Origin of the sequence: Frigoribacterium sp. PvP032, from assembly GCF_017833035.1 — a bacterium.
Taxonomy (GTDB): domain Bacteria; phylum Actinomycetota; class Actinomycetes; order Actinomycetales; family Microbacteriaceae; genus Frigoribacterium.
In genome coordinates this window covers 24,347-39,300 of sequence record NZ_JAFIBM010000001.1, presented here as the reverse complement: position 1 = coordinate 39,300, position 14,954 = coordinate 24,347, and the positions used below count along the sequence as shown (strand labels likewise).

General features: G+C 73.8%; 8 protein-coding genes. 3 read left to right on the top strand and 5 right to left on the bottom strand.

Annotated features, from left to right (window positions below):
* The first annotated feature begins 99 nt into the window (after positions 1 to 99).
* Positions 100 to 2,178, top strand: a complete 2,079-nt coding sequence (locus JOE35_RS00175; protein ID WP_209559305.1) for a glycosyl hydrolase — start codon at positions 100 to 102, stop codon at positions 2,176 to 2,178.
* A gap of 115 nt (positions 2,179 to 2,293) precedes the next feature.
* Here JOE35_RS00175 and JOE35_RS00170 read toward each other — a convergent pair whose 3' ends face one another.
* The gene (locus JOE35_RS00170; RefSeq protein WP_209559304.1) at positions 2,294 to 3,895 is read right to left on the bottom strand and encodes a PQQ-binding-like beta-propeller repeat protein; all 1,602 of its coding nucleotides are present in this window, start codon (positions 3,893 to 3,895) and stop codon (positions 2,294 to 2,296) included.
* 81 nt (positions 3,896 to 3,976) lie between these two features.
* Between JOE35_RS00170 and JOE35_RS00165 the strand changes: the two genes are divergently transcribed.
* Positions 3,977 to 4,255 (top strand): hypothetical protein, encoded by a 279-nt coding sequence (locus JOE35_RS00165; protein ID WP_209559303.1) that lies wholly within the window; start codon positions 3,977 to 3,979, stop codon positions 4,253 to 4,255.
* A gap of 103 nt (positions 4,256 to 4,358) precedes the next feature.
* Here the strand turns inward: JOE35_RS00165 and JOE35_RS00160 are convergent, their stop codons facing one another.
* On the bottom strand, positions 4,359 to 6,287 hold the full coding sequence (locus JOE35_RS00160) for a PQQ-binding-like beta-propeller repeat protein (protein ID WP_209559302.1): 1,929 nt from the start codon (positions 6,285 to 6,287) through the stop codon (positions 4,359 to 4,361).
* Positions 6,288 to 6,426: 139 nt separating this feature from the next.
* Between JOE35_RS00160 and JOE35_RS00155 the strand changes: the two genes are divergently transcribed.
* Positions 6,427 to 7,959 carry an APC family permease gene (locus JOE35_RS00155; protein WP_209559301.1) on the top strand — a complete coding sequence of 511 codons (1,533 nt, stop codon included), beginning with the start codon at positions 6,427 to 6,429 and terminating at the stop codon, positions 7,957 to 7,959.
* Positions 7,960 to 8,128: 169 nt separating this feature from the next.
* Here the strand turns inward: JOE35_RS00155 and JOE35_RS00150 are convergent, their stop codons facing one another.
* The 3 genes from JOE35_RS00150 to JOE35_RS00140 all read right to left on the bottom strand — a co-directional run bounded on the left by JOE35_RS00150 (position 8,129) and on the right by JOE35_RS00140 (position 14,947).
* Positions 8,129 to 8,785, bottom strand: coding sequence for a peroxiredoxin-like family protein (locus tag JOE35_RS00150; RefSeq protein WP_209559300.1), 657 nt, complete (start codon positions 8,783 to 8,785; stop codon positions 8,129 to 8,131).
* A gap of 258 nt (positions 8,786 to 9,043) precedes the next feature.
* The gene (locus JOE35_RS00145; RefSeq protein ID WP_209559299.1) at positions 9,044 to 9,820 is read right to left on the bottom strand and encodes an Fpg/Nei family DNA glycosylase; all 777 of its coding nucleotides are present in this window, start codon (positions 9,818 to 9,820) and stop codon (positions 9,044 to 9,046) included.
* 108 nt (positions 9,821 to 9,928) lie between these two features.
* Entirely contained in the window at positions 9,929 to 14,947 is a 5,019-nt protein-coding gene (locus JOE35_RS00140; RefSeq protein WP_209559298.1) for a DEAD/DEAH box helicase, read from the bottom strand.
* Between the last annotated feature and the right edge of the window lie 7 nt (positions 14,948 to 14,954).

Genomic DNA, 14,954 nt, shown 5'->3' with positions numbered 1-14,954 from the left:
CCCCGCCCCGCAGGGCACGGCCCCTCGGGCCGCCTCGCCCGTCGCGGCCCTGCCGGCCGCCTCGTCGCGGCCCTCGCGCTCGCGACCGCCGGCGGCCTCGTGCTGGCCGGCTGCACCAGCGACGACGGCTCGGCCGGCCCCGACGGCGGCAGCACCGAGGGCCGCACGACGGCCGCGGGCGATGTGCTCCCGGCCTCGCAGATCGACCCGCTCGTGGCCGCGCTGCCCGAGGAGTCGGTGGCCGAGGTCCCGACGATGCGCCTCGCCGACGGCGTCCTGCCTCCGACCAACCGCTGGTTCTCCGGCCTGGTCTTCGGTGACGAGCCGATGCCCGTCTTCCCCTTCCCGATCTCGTTCCAGCTGACCGACGACGGCTTCGCCGCCGGCCAGCCCGCCCCGGTGCCCTCGGCCACCGCGATCGTCGGGCCCGCCCTGACCGACGTCTCGGTCGACCTCGGCTCGTCCGACTTCGTCGTCAGCGGCTACGACGACGTGTCGGTGACCCTCGAGCACCGCGACGGCGACGCCGTGCTCGGCCACACGACGATCGCCGAGGGCTCGCCCACGGTCTCGTACACCGCGGCGACGGCACAGACCGACGCCCTCTCGGTGCTCGGAGACGGCTCCTTCCGGGCAGCCGGCGACGGCCGCGCGACGGTCGAGGTCGGCGACGCCACGTGGGGGGTCGTCGTCACCGGCGGCACCCTCGACGCCGACGCCTCGTCCGTGTCGCTGGACGAGGGCGGCTCGGTCGTGCTCGTCTCGGTGCCGGCCGGCGCCTCCTCCGACCAGACCTCGCAGGTGCTCGACGCGGCAGCCTCGCCGCTGACCGGCGTGACCACCACGTACGGCACGAGCGGCAGCGGCGACCAGCAGCAGCAGACCACCGAGCTCGGCTACGTCACGGCGGCGGGCGGCGACGCCCTCGTCGTCGCGGCGCCGCACCAGGGCGACTCCGGCCCCGCGGCCGGCGGCGCCGACACCGGTCTCACGTACCCGACCGTCTACGGCACCGTGCCCCTCTCGATCGGCACCGGCCTGTCGTTCGGGGCGCCCACCACGACGGCCTCGGCGGCGCTCGACCTCACCGGGCTGAGCGACGCCGAGCGCGCCTCAGTGCGTGACCAGCTCGAGATCGACGTCAGCCTGACGCCGACCTTCGCGGCCGACACGTACTACGGCGGCAAGGCGCTCTACCGGGCGTCGATGCTCTACCAGCTCGCCGTGCAGCTCGACGACCAGGAGGTGGCCGCCGACCTGAAGAAGCGCATCGTCGACCAGCTCGACCTCTGGACAGAGCCCGACGGCTGCGACTCGCGCGACCAGGAGTGCTTCGTCTACGACCCCGCGGTGAAGGGCGTCGTCGGCAAGGCGGCGTCGTTCGGCTCGGACGAGTTCAACGACCACTACTTCCACTACGGCTACTTCCTCTACGCGGCCGGCGTCATGGCCGCCGACGACCCCTCGCTCGCCGGGGGCTGGCAGCCCGTGATGGACCTGCTCGCCGCCGACATCGCGTCGGGCTCGCAGAACGGCTCGTTCCCCGACCGCCGCGCGTTCGACCCGTTCTGGTCGCACAGCTGGGCCAGCGGCTACTCGCCGTTCGCCGACGGCAACAACCAGGAGTCGTCCTCGGAGGCGGTGGGCGCCTACGCGGGCCTCTCGCTCTGGGCGTCGGCCACCGGTGACGAGGCTCTCGGCGGCGAGGCGAGCTGGATGCTGAGCGCCGAGTCGCAGGCGGCACTCGCCTACTTCGTCGCGCCCGACCTCAGCGACCCGGTCTTCGCCGGCGCTGCCGGGACGACGACCTTCGACCACCGGGTCGTGTCGCTCAACTGGGGCGGGAAGCGCGACTACGCCACGTGGTTCTCGGCCGAGCCGTCGGCCATCGCGGGCATCCAGCTGATCCCGCTCAGCCCGACCTCGGTCGACTACCTCACGTCCGAGGCCGCAGGAGGCGCGGAGCAGGTCGACGCGTTCGTCGCGGAGGCGGCGCCTGACGGCTTCGACGGGCCGCTCGCCGACTACGTCCTGATGTACTCGGCGCTGGCCGGGAAGGACGCGGCCGCGTCGGCGCTCACCACGCTCGCCGCGCTGCCCGCCACGGGGATCGACGACGGCAACTCGCGGTCGTACGCGATGGCGTGGATCCTGGCGGCGCAGGCGCGCGGGCAGTAGGGCGTTCGGGTGCGGCGACGGCCACTGCGCCCGGCTCGAACCGCGTTCCGAACCATGAACTGCGTTCTTTCGCGGTTCATGGTTCGGAACGCGGTTCTTCGCGTACGAGGCGGCGTCAGCCGACGACGCGGGTGTCGTCGACGAGCTGCCTGACGACTCCGTCGTCGCCGACCGCGACGAGGGTGCCGCCCCAGAACTGCAGGTCGCGGGTGGCGTCGCTCGCGGCGTCGCGGTCGCCCGGGCCCTCGCCCGGTGTGAGCCGCCACAGCTCGCGGCCGTCCGCGAGGTCGAACGCCACGACGGCCCCGCCGACCGACTCGCCGACGAGGCCGAACCGGTCGGGCGTCGTGAGGTAGAGCACGGTGCGGGACGCGGCGGCGGCGGTGGACTCCAGAGGTGCGGCCAGGCGGCTCCTGACGGCGCCGGTCGAGGCGTCGAGCACGAGCAGCTCCCGTCGCGGCCCTGACCCGCCCGAGGCGTCCGGCCGTCCGACGGAGACGCTGGTGCGCAGCAGCACGTCGCCGTCGCGCTGCCCTGGGGCTGACGCGAGCACGACAGGCGCAGACCCGTCGACGCTCCCGGACGGCACCGACCAGCGCTCCACGCCGGTGTCGCGCTCGACGCAGGTCACGGCCTCCTCGTCCGAGAAGACCATGCAGCTCCCCACCACCGCAGGTGGGCGATCGGGCTCGAACCCCTGCCTCCACAGCTCACGTCCCCCGGCCGCGTAGGCGATGCGCTCGACCGGGAACTGCTCGTCGTCGTCGGCCTGCAGGTCGACGAGGACGAGGTCGCCGTCGACGACGCTCGACGTGCCGCGCCGCCACGCCTCGCCCCAGGCCCGTGAGGAGCCGGTGGCCGGGTCGACGAGGGACGCCGCCCCGGCGTTGGTCACGAGCACCTGGCCGTCGACGAGCTGGGCGCGTCCCACGGTGCCGAGGTCCGCCTCCCACGTCGACCTGCCGATCTCGTCGCGGGGCAGGGCCGCGACGCGGGTCCGCGCCGGGCCGTCGACGAAGCCCGTCCCGCGGTCGCCCCCGCCGCCCGCGCGGGTCGTGACGAGCACCCAGTCGTCGTCGGCCTCGAGCACGGCCGTCGAGCCCTCGGGCGACACCCGGCGGTCGAGGACGAGGCCCGTCGCCAGGTCGAGCAGCGCCACGAGGTCGTTGTCCGAGCCGAGCTCCGACGCCGTGGTGCCGACGACGGCCGTGGACGCGTCTGCGTCGACCCAGGCACCGAGCTGGCCGGGGGCGGAGGCGTCGCTCACGTCGGAGGTCGGCGTGCTCCACCGCACCGCGCCCGAGCGCGGGTCGACGAGGGCGATGCGGTCGCCGCGGGCTGCAGGATCGAAGCAGCCCGTCGTCGAGGTGCCGAGCTGCGTGGTCGTCACGACGAGCACGTCGTCGCCCGCCCGCGCCAGCACGCGCAGGTCGAGGCAGCCGGGCTGGACGTCGGGCACCCCGAGGTCGGCTGGCTCGATCCGCCAGCCCTCGGCCACGGGGGAGCTCCGCAGCTCGTCGGGGTACTCAGGCTGAGAGGCGAGCCCCGCACCGACGACGAGGACGGCCGCGACGACGCCCGCCGCGGCGGCCGTGCCCGCTCGACGACCCGAGGAGGCGCGGTGCCAGCGATCCCGTAGGCCGCCTCCTCGACTGCCCGGCCGCAGAGCGCCGGCCCGGGCGCCGCCGTCGGGACGCGGGTCGTCGTGGTCCGTCACGGTGCTCGTCCCCTCTCGCGCGCCTCCGCCGATGGTACGGCCGCTGCCCTCCCGCGCGGATCCCTCTCGGCTTGCCCGGACGTGCCCGCCCTTAGGCTGGCCCGGCCCGATCATCGTCGGGATCACCGCCGCCCCAGCCCGAAGGACTCCCTCATCGAAGCCCTGGTCATCTCGATCCTCGCCCTCGCGGCGGTCGTCCTCATCGTGATGCAGGTCATGTACCGACGACGGGTGATGCGCCGCCGTCAGGCCGCCGGCCAGGACCCGGTCGGGCGCGGCACCTACGTGGTCTTCGCCGTGACGGCGGCCTTCTTCCTCTTCGCGGTCTTCGTCTTCCCCTTGCTCGTCCGCGGGAACTGACCCGCGCCTCCTGCGGCCGTCGAGTTGCCTCGAAGTGCTGACTGGACCCGGTCCGAGCAGCCGTTCGGGGCAACTCGTCGGGGCCTAGGGCTCGGGCACGGGCTCAGGCGGCGAGCTCGACGCCCGTCGTGAGGCCGTGCACGACCCCGTCCGGGTCGACGCGGACGAGCGTCGGCCCCCAGAACGCCGACGTGAACGAGCCCGACGAGAGCTCGATCGTCCACAGGGTGCGGCCGTCGGCCAGGTCGAACGCGATCAGCGTGGGGGTGTCCCGGCCGCTCGGGAAGAAGGTCGCCGCGTAGCCGGTCGTCCGCGAGGTGGCGATGACGTAGGAGGCGACCGGCAGCTCCGTCACCCACCTCTCGTCGCCGGAGAGCGCGGCCAGGGCGTGCACCTCCTTGCCTCGGTCCAGGCCGCTCGGGTCGCCCTGCTCGTCCGCGTCGACGACGGCCGCCAGCACGTCGTCGGTCGCCGTGCCGAAGTACGCCTGCACCTGCTCGGCCTCCGCGCTGCCGCGCCGCCCGGTGCCGTCGCCCTCCCCGTCGCGACCGCCGTCGTCGCCGCCCGGGGTCCTGAGCGTGCGGCTCCAGAGCTCGTCGCCGGTGCGGGGGTCGAGGCAGGTGACCTCGCCGCCGGGGACGGTGATCGAGATGCACGCGTCCGTCACCGACGGGTAGCTCGTCGACGGCAGCGTCGTCGACCAGCGCAGGACGCCGTCGCCGTCGAGCGAGACCATCGTCGGGTCGCCGTCGGCACGCCCGCTGAGCACGACCCCGCCGAGCGACTCTGCCCACGACTCGACGTTGCGGATGCCGCCCGGCAGCGGCTCGACCGCCCCGTTCCGCGCGTCGACGAGGAGCGGCTCGTCGCCCACGTCGATCACGAGCAGGTCCCCGACGAGCCGCACGCTGAGGCCGGCTCCCGCGTTGCCGGTCCAGGTCGGCGCGGAGAGGTCGTCGGCCCGGTAGAGGCGGTAGAGCGAGCGTCCGCCCTGGGCGGAGACGGCCCCCTCCTCCGAGAAGCGGTCGGCGGGCTGCTCGGAGACGACCACGGCCGTGGCGCTGAGGCCCTCCACCTGCAGGACGGTGTCGGTGTCGGTGTCGGCGTCGGCTTCCGGGGACGGGCCCGAGCCCTCGGGGTCGTAGCCGGGGTCGCTGTCGTCCGACCCGTCGGACCCGTCGGCCTCGTCCACCGGTGCCGTCGCACCGTCGTCGGGCGGGCCGCGCAGCACCTCCTGTACCTCCCCGGTCGCCGTGTCGATGCGGGCGAGGCCCGAGCCGACGATCGACTGCACCGCGACGAGCGCGTCCCCGGTCGCCGGGTCGACGCTCACCTGGAGCCCGATCGCGTCGACGCCGACCGCCTCGGCCAGGTCGGCGACCCAGAGGACCTCTCCGGTGCGGGCGTCGAGGCGTGCCAGCCGCCCCGGTGCGCCCTCGCAGCCGGAGTCGGCCACGTAGCCCTGCGAGGACGTCGTCACGAGGACGTCGTCGTCACCGAGCCGGGTGCTGCCGTCGAAGCCGACGCAGTCCGCCTGGGCGCCCGGGGAGAGGGCCGACCGCAGGTCGGTGCTCCACGCCGTGGTGGTCGGCGCGGTCCGCAGGTCGTCGACCTCGAAGGAGGCGCGGGCCACGGGGGCGTAGACGGGGCCCGTCGCGACGCCGCCGATCGCCACCAGCGCGCCGACGAGGGCGGTCGCGCCGAGCAGGCCGAGCACCCGACGCGGCGGGGACAGCCGTCGCCACCGGACGGCTGCGGCACGAGCGCCGCGGCGCAGGGCCGAGGAGGCGCGGGTCGGCGTGCGCCGCGGGCCGGCCGTCGAGACGGTCGGGCCCGCTGTAGCGGGGCCGGGGCCGGGGCCGGGGCCGGGGTGGGCAGCGGCGCCGGGGTCGTGGTCGGGGTCGCGCGCGTCGCTCCCGGTGCGCGTGCCGGGGCGGTCGCCGCCCGGGCTCCGCGCCGACGTGCCCTCCCACACGGCCGTCGCCCTGGCGGGAGTCGCCGGGCGCCAGGGCTGATCGTCGTCGTCCCGCACCGCTCCATGCTAGGTCGGGACCGGTCGTCCGGCCCGGCCCGCGCCTCCTCGAGGCTGCCTCGCCGCGCGTGCACAGCCCGCAGTATGCTGGCGCGTCGCCCCCGGCCGGGGGCCGCGTCCGCCCACCGAGGAGTCACCCATGGCGACCACCCCGCCCCCGAGCGCCCGCCGCGGCCTGATGCGCACCAAGTCCGTCGAGTCGTCGATCGCCGACTCGCTCGAGGGCGAGAGCAAGCTCAAGCGCTCGCTCGGCACCGCCGACCTCACGCTGATGGGCATCGCCGTCGCCGTCGGCGCGGGCATCTTCTCGGTCGGCGCGAACGCCGCCGCGAACTTCGCCGGGCCCGGCGTGATCATCTCGTTCATCCTGGCGGCCGTCACCTGCGGCCTGGCGATCATGTGCTACGCCGAGTTCGCCTCGACGATCCCCGTGGCCGGCAGCGCGTACACCTTCACCTACGCGACCATGGGCGAGTTCCTCGCCTGGATCATCGGGTGGGACCTCATCCTCGAGACCCTCACGGGCGCGGCCGTCCTCGCGAAGTACTGGGGCATCTACCTCAGCACCGTGTTCGAGCAGTTCGGCGTGCCGCTGCCCGACACGATCGCGCTCGGCCCGGTCGAGCTGAGCTGGGGGCCGTTCCTGATCGTCGCCGTCTTCACGGTGCTGCTCGTGCTCGGCACGCAGCTGAGCTCGCGCGTCGGCAGCGTCTTCACCGTGATCAAGGTCGGCATCGTGCTGTTCGTGATCGTCGTCGGCTTCTTCTTCGTCAAGGCGTCGAACTACACTCCGTTCATCCCCGAGTCGCAGCCGCGCACCGGCGAGGGCTCGACCGACGCCTGGACCCAGTCGCTGTTCTCGTTCCTCAGCGGGGCCGCCCCGGCCCAGTACGGCGTCTTCGGCCTGCTGGCCGGCGCCTCCCTCGTCTTCTTCGCCTTCATCGGGTTCGACATCGTCGCCACCAGCGCCGAAGAGGTCAAGGACCCGCAGAAGACCATGCCGCGCGGCATCTTCCTCGGGCTCGGCATCGTGACCCTGCTCTACGTGCTCGTCGCCGTCGTGCTCACCGGGATGGTCTCGTACCGCGACCTCGCCGCCAGCGAGACGCCGAACCTCGCCACGGCGTTCGAGCTCGTCGGGATCGACTGGGCCGCGAAGGTCATCGCCGTCGGGGCCCTGATCGGCCTCACCACCGTGATCATGGTGCTGCTGCTCGGCCTCGCCCGCATCGTCTTCTCGATGAGCCGCGACGGGCTGCTGCCCCGCGGCCTCTCGAAGACCTCCGCGAAGCGCGGCACCCCCGTGCGCGTGCAGGTGCTCGCGGGCGTCGTCGTCGCGCTGATCGCCGGGCTCACCGACGTCGGCGTGCTCGAGGAGATGATCAACATCGGCACCCTGTCGGCCTTCGTCCTGGTGAGCATCGGCGTGATCGTGCTGCGCCGCACCCGCTCGGACCTGCCTCGGGCGTTCCGCGTGCCGCTCGTGCCGTTCCTGCCGATCCTGTCCGCGGTGCTCTGCATCTGGCTGATGCTGAACCTCACGACGCTGACGTGGGCGCGGTTCGCCGTGTGGCTCGTGATCGGCGTGGTCGTGTACTTCGCTTACGGGCGGCGGCACTCGCGCGTCGGGCGCGAGCAGGCGGCCGAGCTGCAGGAGGCGCCCCGCGCGTAGCCGGGGCCGGCTGCGGCCGCTGCTGCGGCTGCGTGCGCGGCTGCGGCTTGCGGCTGCGGCTGCGTGAGCACGTAGCGACGCGAAAGCGACGAACCGACGCGATGGATCGCGTCGGTTCGTCGCTTTCGCGGAGGTCTGCCGGGCCGAGAGCGCCGGAGCGCCCGACGGGTCAGCTCAGCTCGTCGAGGGCCGAGACGATGTCGGCGACCTCCGTGCGGGTCGTGTAGTCGACGTGGACGTCGGCGAACACCACGCGTCCGTCGCGGTCGACCACGAGCACCGTCGGGAACGGGATGTCGCCCGTCGCGTCCGCGTTGCTGTCCGCGACGTCGAAGCCGAGCTGAGTGTGGGCGGCACGCGCGTCGGCGGTGGGCTCGGTCACGATGCCGAGCGCCCGGCTGAGGACGTTGCCCGGGTCGGACAGCACGGGGAACTCCAGCGAGCCGTTCGTCGTGGCGAGGTCGCTGCCCTCGGGGGTCTGTGGGCTGATGGCGACCAGGGCGACGCCGCGGTCGCGCAGGGTCGGGAGCAGCTCCTCCTGGTAGGTCTTGAGCGTCAGGTTGCAGTACGGGCACCAGGCGCCGCGGTAGAAGACGAGCACCGCCGCCGCCTCGCCGATCGTCTCGGCGAGGGAGACCTCGTCGCCGGCCGGGCTGAGCAGGGTCGCGTCGACGACCTGGTCGCCGACGGCGATCGCGTCCTCGGGGACCCCCGCCTCGCGGAGCTCGCGCTGCTCGGCGTCGAACACCGCGCTGAGCTCGGGACCGATCTGAGCGGTGAAGCCCTCGTTGAACGTGCTGACCTGCGTGGCGATGTCGGTCGTCATGGCGTGCTCCTCGGTGAGGCCGCGCGTCGGGTGCGGGCCGGGTGCGTGCGACTGTAGGGGCACCTCCTCGGGGTCGTTCCCAGGTGCGTCACGATTCGTCACGAAGGGCAGCCTCGCGGGAGGCGCGCACGATTCAGGATCGGGCGGCCCGGCCCTCCTGAACGGTGCACGGTTCAGGACTCCGGGTCCCTCCCTCGCGCAGCTCAGGACAGATGTTCCTGAATGAGGAGCGGGGCAGGCGAGAGGGGAGGAGGCGCGTCAGCCCTGGCAGTGGGGGCACCAGTACGTGTCGCGCAGCTCGAGCTCCGACTCGCCGAGCTCGCCCCGGACGATCTTCGTGCCGCAGCGCAGGCACGGCTTGCCGGCCCGCCCGTAGACCCAGTCGGTCGTGCCGCGGAGGTTGCCCGTGGTGGTGCGCTCGATCCTGTCCTTGTTCGCGACGATCAGCCGGTGGGCGAGGTCGATCATCTTCGGCCGGTTCTCGACCTCGCCGACCGGTCGGGTCGGCAGCACCCCGCGGAGGAAGCAGACCTCGGCCCGGTAGACGTTGCCCAGGCCGGCGAGCACCCGCTGGTCGAGCAGGGCGAGTCCGACCTCGCGCTCGGGGTCGGCCTCGAGGTTGCTCAGCGCGAGCGCCGCGTCCCAGTCGGAGCCGAGCAGGTCGGGCCCGAGGTAGGCCGTGACGCTGTCCTCGGGGTCGCGGGCGACGAGCTCGACGATGCCGAGGTCGAAGCCGACCGTGACCCACTCCTCCGTCTCGAGCACGACCCGGGCCTGGTACGCGGGCCTCCGCCACTTCGTGCCGTGCTTGTAGACGTGCCACGAGCCCTCCATCTTGAGGTGCGTGTGCAGCGTGTGGTCGCCGATGTGGTGCAGGAGGTGCTTGCCGCGGGCGATCACGTCGTCGACCACCTCGCCGCTGAGGTCGACCGTGGCGAACGCGGGGACGCGGAAGTCGGTCGCCGTCAGCACCTGACCGTGCAGCACGGCGTCGAGGTTCTTGGCGGAGCGGTAGACGGTGTCTCCCTCGGGCACGGTGGGGGCTCCTCCTGGTCGGTGCGGTGCGGTGCGGTGCGGTGCGGTGCGGTGCGGTGTGGTGCGGTGCGGTGCGGTGTGGTGCGGGCCGCGGCGGTGCGGCTCGGTCTACGAGCGCAGCCGGATCCCGCTCGGGGTCGGGGCGAAGCCGGCGTCGCGCAGGGCGTCGCCGAGTCGTGTGCCGAGGACGAACTCGCCGTCGACGCGCTCGACCGCGAGCTTGCCGAGCCTGGTGCGCACCACCGACGCGAGCGAGCCGGCGGCCAGCGCGAGCTCGCGGTCGTCGGGCTCGCCGAACGTGAGCAGCGTCTTGCCGCCCCGCTCGACGTAGACGGTGAGTCGCCCGTCGACGAGCACGACCAGCGAGCCCGCCTTGCGCCCCGGCCGGTGCCCGGTCTTCTTCGACGTGCCGGTGCTGGTGCCTGTGCCGGCGCCCGAGCCGGAGCCGGAGGTGGGACGGTCTGGGGTGCTGCCCGCTCCGTCGGGACGAGCCAGTCCGGCAGCCGTCGCCACGACGGAGACATCTGCCGTGCCGCCCTCGGCCGCAGCAGGTTGTCCCGGCCAGGGCAACGCGGCACCGTACGGGTTCGCGGGGTCGGTCGCGGCCAGGGTCACGACGGGGATCTCGCGTCCGCGTCCGGCCGACGCGAGGGCGTCGTCGTCGCGGCGGTCGGTCTCGTCACGGACGAACGACCGCAGCCGGTCGACCGTCGGCCCGGTCGCGAACTGTGCCGCCCCCAGCCCCTCGACGAAGTAGCCACGGCGGGCCCGTCCTGTCTCCTCGAAGCCGCTCAGGACCTTGTAGACCGTCGAGAAGCCGCCTCGCACGCCCTCGTTCATCACGGCGCCGCGCGTCACGACCCCGTGGCGCTCGAGCAGGATCTCGGCCTGTGCCGCCGCGCGAACGGTGGCGTCGGGCTCGGCCAGGGGCAGCAGCGACCAGCGTCCGCCGACCGTCGGCGGCCCGGCCTGGCGCGGCATCGTCACACGACCCCGGCTGCGGTACGACGACCGCGACCTGGTCGGGGTGCGGGGGCGGGACGCCTTGCCGCTCACCTGGGTGCGCAGCGGGGCGAACGTGTCGTTGGTGATCTGGCCAGCCCAGACGAGGTCCCAGATGGCGGTGACGAGGGCCGTGTCGTCGGTGCTGCCCACGGCGTCGGAGAGCTGCCGGAAGAAGTACGCGCCCCCGCCGGCCAGCGCGCCGAGCACCTCGCGCTGCAGCTCGTCGGTGTCGGTGCCGAGCGGCTCGGGCAGCGTCACCTGGGCGCCGTCGGCGAGGTGCAGGCTGACCCAGCCGTCGTTGCCCGCCAGGCTGCCCGAGCCCGACCAGATCACCTCGCCGGTCGCCGTCAGCTCGTCGAGCATGCCGGGGCCGTAGTCGGTGACCCGGGCGGGGAGGATGAGCGTCTCCCACGCGGAGGCGGGCAGCGCGACGCCGCTGAGCTGGTCGACGACCTGCACCACGCCGTCGAGGCCCCGCAGGCCGGAGCCCTTCGTGCCGGTGGCGACGTGCTGCCAGGCCGGCAGGAACCGGCCGAGCGTGTCGGGCGCGACCGGCTCCACCTCGTGCCGCAGCGCCGCCAGCGAGCGACTGCGCAGCCGCTTGAGCACCTCGGAGTCACACCACTCGCTGCCCTGCTGCTGCGGACGGAACTCGCCCTCGACGACGCGTCGCTGCACCCCGAGCTTGCGCAGCGTGTCGAGCACGACCGCCGTGCCGAGCCCGAGCCGGTCGGCGACCATCTGAGGGGTGAACGGCGCGTGGGTGCGCGCGAAGCGGCCGACGAGGTCGCCGAGCGGGTCGTCGACGGGCTCGACGAACGCGGTCGGGACGCCGATCGGCAGGGCGACGCCGAGCGCGTCGCGCAGCCGCGAGGCATCTTCTATTCCGGCCCAGCGCTCCGTGCCGCCGTGGGTGAACCGCAGCACGCGGTTCGAGCGGACCAGGTCGGCCAGCGCAGCCTCGAGCTTCGTTCGGCCCTCTGTGACCTCGTCCGAGGCGCCCGCAGCGGCACCGCCGCCAGCTTCGGCCTCGGCCGTGCCGGGATCATCGCCAGCCGCGCTCTCGACCTCGGCCGTCGCGGCACTGCCCGCGGTCGTCGCGAGCCAGCTCCGGTCGACGATCTCGGAGGTGGTCAGCGGCCCGAGCAGGCGCAGCAGGTCGACGACGCCCTCGATGTCGCGGGCTCGCCGGTCGGGGGCGAGGCGCTGCAGCTCGAGCTCGTGCTGGTCGATGACGTCGGCGTCGAGCAGCTCACGGAGCTCGGCGCGGCCGAGCAGTTCTTGCAGCAGCGTCGAGTCGAGCGAGAGCGCGGCTGCCCGGCGCTCGGCCAGCGGCGAGTCGCCCTCGTACATGAACGCGGCCACGTAGCCGAACAGCAGCGACCGGGCGAACGGCGAGGGCACCTCGGTCTCGACCTCGACGACGCGGACGGCTCGGGTCTCGAGCTCGCGGGTGAGGCTCATCAGCGCGGGCAGGTCGTACACGTCCTGGAGGACCTCGCGCACGGCCTCGAGCACGATCGGGAACTGCGGGTACTTGCGGGCGACGTCGAGCAGCTGCGACGCCCGCTGGCGCTGCTGCCAGAGCGGCGAGCGGCGCCCCGGGTTGTACCGGGGCAGCAGCAACGCGCGGGCCGCGCACTCGCGGAAGCGGGAGGAGAACAGGGCGGAGCCGCCCACCTCCTCCGTGACGATCGCGTCGAGGTCGTCGCTCTCGAACCGGAAGAGCTCGGACCCGGGAGGCTCGGCGTCGGTGTCGGGGATGCGCACGACGATCCCGTCGTCGGCCGCCATCGCCCCGCCGTCGACGCCGAGCTGGTCGCGGATGCGGGCCGAGATCGCGAGGGCCCACGGCGCGTGCACCTGCATGCCGTAGGGCGAGTGCAGGACGAGCCGCCAGTCGCCGAGCTCGTCACGGAAGCGCTCGACCACGAGGGTCGTGTCGGAGGGCACGTGCCCGGTCGCCTCGCGTTGCTCGGTGACGAACGCCAGCAGGTTGCGGGCTGCGCGCTCGTCGAGCCCGCCCTGCGTGACCCGTTCGGTGGCGTCGTCGACTGACGAGCTGGCCAGCTCGCGGATGTAGCCGCCGATGGCGCGGCCCAGCTCGGCCGGGCGGCCGATGCCGTCGCCCTTCCAGAACGGCACGCGCCCCGGCTGCCCGTAGGCAGGAGAGACGAGCACGCGATCGTGCGTGATGTCCTCGATGCGCCAGCTCGTCGCGCCGAGGGCGAAGACGTCGCCGACCCGCGACTCGTAGACCATCTCCTCGTCGAGCTCGCCGACGCGGGCGGCCTTCTCGCCGACCATGAAGACGCCGAACAGGCCGCGGTCGGGGATGGTGCCGCCACTGGTGACGGCGAGACGCTGGGCACCGGGGCGACCAGTGAGCGTGCCGTGCACGCGGTCCCAGACGATGCGCGGGCGCAGCTCGGCGAACTCGTCGGAGGGGTACTTGCCGCTCAGCAGGTCGAGCGTCGCGTCGTACGCCGAACGCGGCAGGGTCGCGAACGGAGCGCTGCGACGCACGGTCTCGAACCACTCGTCGGCGTCGATCTCGTCTAGGGCGACGGCCGCGACGGTCTGCTGGGCGAGCACGTCGAGCGGGTTCGTCGGCACGCGCAGCTCTTCGATGAGGCCCGCGACCATGCGCTCGGCGGCGACCGCGGAGTGGATCAGGTCGGCCCGGTGCTTGGGGAACATCACGCCCCGGCTGATCTCGCCGACCTGGTGCCCGGCCCGTCCGACCCGCTGCAGCCCGCTCGCGACCGACGGCGGCGACTCGACCTGGACGACGAGGTCGACCGCGCCCATGTCGATGCCGAGCTCGAGCGAGCTCGTGGCGACGACGCAGCGCAGGCGCCCGCTCTTCAGGTCGTCCTCGATGATGGCGCGCTGGTCTTTCGAGACCGAGCCGTGGTGCGCCCGGGCGAGCAGGGGCTCGCTGCCCTGGGTCTGCCCGCTGCCGCCGATCAGCTGGGCCGGTGCGCCGCCGCCCACCATCGGGTTGCGCGGCGTCGACGTCGGTGCGGACGGCGCGAAGGGGTCGACGGCAGCCGAGGTGTCGGCATCGTGGGCGGAGCCCGAGCTGCCGGCGGCGTCGGCCGCGCCCTCGGGGACGGCGCCGGCGGGCACCAGCTCGCCCCGCGCCTCCTCGGCGGCCTGCAGCGCGGCGGCCCTGGTCTCGACGTCGGCGCCGGTGCGCTCGAGGTAGATGTCGTTGAGGCGGGCGGTGAGACGCTCGGCGAGGCGGCGTGAGTTCGAGAAGACGATCGTCGAGCGGTGGTCGAGGATGAGGTCGACGATGCCCTCCTCGACGTGTGGCCAGATCGAGCCCTGCGGTGCGCTGCCTGCGGCGGAGCCCTCGAGCGGCGCGGCCGTGCCCAGCTCGGTCATGTCGTCGACGGGCACGACGACGCGCAGGTCGAAGGTCTTCTCCGACCGCGGGTTGACGATCGTGACGGGCTTGCGGCCCGAGAGGAACCGGGCGACCTCGGTCGGCGGTCGCACGGTCGCGGACAGGCCGATGCGCTGCGCGGGCTTCTCGAGCAGGGCGTCGAGCCGCTCGAGCGAGAGGGCCAGGTGGGCGCCGCGCTTGGTGGCGGCGACCGCGTGCACCTCGTCGACGATGACGGTGTGCACGCCCTTGAGGTTCTCGCGTGCCGCAGACGTGAGCATCAGGTAGAGCGACTCGGGCGTCGTGATGAGGATGTCGGGCGGGGTGCGCTGCAGGAGGCGGCGGTCACCCGACGAGGTGTCGCCCGACCGCACCCCCACGGTCAGTTCGGGTGCGTCGATGCCGAGGCGGCGGGCGGTCTGGGTGATGCCGACGAGGGGCGACCGCAGGTTGCGCTCGACGTCGACGCCGAGCGCCTTCAGCGGCGAGATGTAGAGGACCCGAGTGCGGTGCTCTTTCACCTCGGGCGGCGGCCCGCTCGCGAGCGTGTCGATCGACCAGAGGAACGAGGCGAGGGTCTTGCCGGAGCCGGTCGGGGCGATGACGAGGGCGTCGTCGCCCTCGCTGATCGCCTGCCACGCCCCCAGCTGCGCGAGCGTGGGCGCCGCGAACGCACCGCGGAACCACTCGCGGGTGGCGGGGGAGAAGCGCTCGAGGATGTCGGTCATCGTGAGC

Bases quoted from the DNA above. Each gene is read 5' to 3' on its own strand.
- JOE35_RS00155 (WP_209559301.1), top strand. From the start codon at position 6,427: ATGGCGACCACCCCGCCCCCGAGCGCCCGCCGCGGCCTGATGCGCACC.
- JOE35_RS00150 (WP_209559300.1), bottom strand. From the start codon at position 8,785: ATGACGACCGACATCGCCACGCAGGTCAGCACGTTCAACGAGGGCTTC.
- JOE35_RS00140 (WP_209559298.1), bottom strand. From the start codon at position 14,947: ATGACCGACATCCTCGAGCGCTTCTCCCCCGCCACCCGCGAGTGGTTC.